The 1,011-nt window shown below is 73.6% G+C and carries 1 protein-coding gene; it reads right to left on the reverse strand.

Going from position 1 to position 1,011, the window contains the following annotated elements; translation table 11 throughout:
• On the reverse strand, positions 1 to 984 hold a 984-nt coding region (locus tag Q7W29_06680), incomplete at its 3' end, for a class I adenylate-forming enzyme family protein (protein ID MDO9171499.1).
• Positions 985 to 1,011 lie beyond the last annotated feature (27 nt).

Here is a 1,011-nt window from a genome sequence, read left to right on the forward strand (position 1 = left end):
CTCGAAGCGCAGGGCCAGTTCGCAGGTCAGCGGGCCCGCGCCGCAGATCAGGTGGCGGAAGCCGGACAGGTCAAGGCCGCCGGTCGCGACGGTCCCCTTGTCCGCGCCCTGCAGCAGGAAGGCCAGCAGCGTAGGCACGACGCTGACGACCTGCACGCGTTCGCGCGCCAGCAGCGGGAAGAACGACCCCGTGCGGAATTTGCGGCAGAGCACGACCGCGCCGCCGCTGGTCAGCGGCGTCACCAGGGTCACGACGATGCCGTTGACGTGGTGGATGGGCAGCACGCACATCAGGCGCTCGTCCGGTCCCACGTCGTGCCAGGCGGCGATCTGCCGCGCGTCGACCAGCAGGTTGCCGTGGGTCAGCACCACGCCCTTCGGTTGGCCGGTCGTGCCGCTGGTGTAGACGATCAGGGCCTCGTCGTCCACGACCGGGGCCGCGGTGGCGACGGCCGGGGCGAGCGGGGCGTCGTCGACGTGCGCGTAGCCGCGTCGGCGGTCGCCGGCGAGGACCACGTCGCGCAGGTCCGGCAGGCCGGCGCGCAGCGGTTCGACGCGGTCCAGGTACTCGGCGCGCGTGAACAGCAGCTTGGCCCGCGAGTGCTCCAGCACGTAGGCGATCCGCCCGGCGTCCTCCCCCGCGTTCAGCGGCACGACGCAGGCGCCGACCGCCCAGGCGGCGAAGTACTGCAGGACGGTGTCGGGGTGGTTGTGGGCCAGGGTCGCCACGCGATCGCCGCGGCCCACGCCCAGCGCGCCGAGCAGCGACGCCAGCGCCGCGACCCGCGAGCCGGCCTCGCCCCAGCTCAGGACGGAGCGGTCATCGTCCTCGTCGACGTAGACCAGCCAGTCGCGTCCGGGATGCGCCGCGGAGCGCCGCGCGAACAGGGACGCCACGGTGCCCCCGTCCGGTGCCGCGGCGTCACGGGATGTCGGTCGCCGTGCGGCGGCGATGAGTTCGGACAGCGACGGATCGTTCAGCATCGGCATCCCCGCGCCATGGAAGTCAGC

It is taken from the genome of bacterium (assembly GCA_030654305.1).
Taxonomy (GTDB): Bacteria; Krumholzibacteriota; Krumholzibacteriia; order LZORAL124-64-63; family LZORAL124-64-63; genus PNOJ01.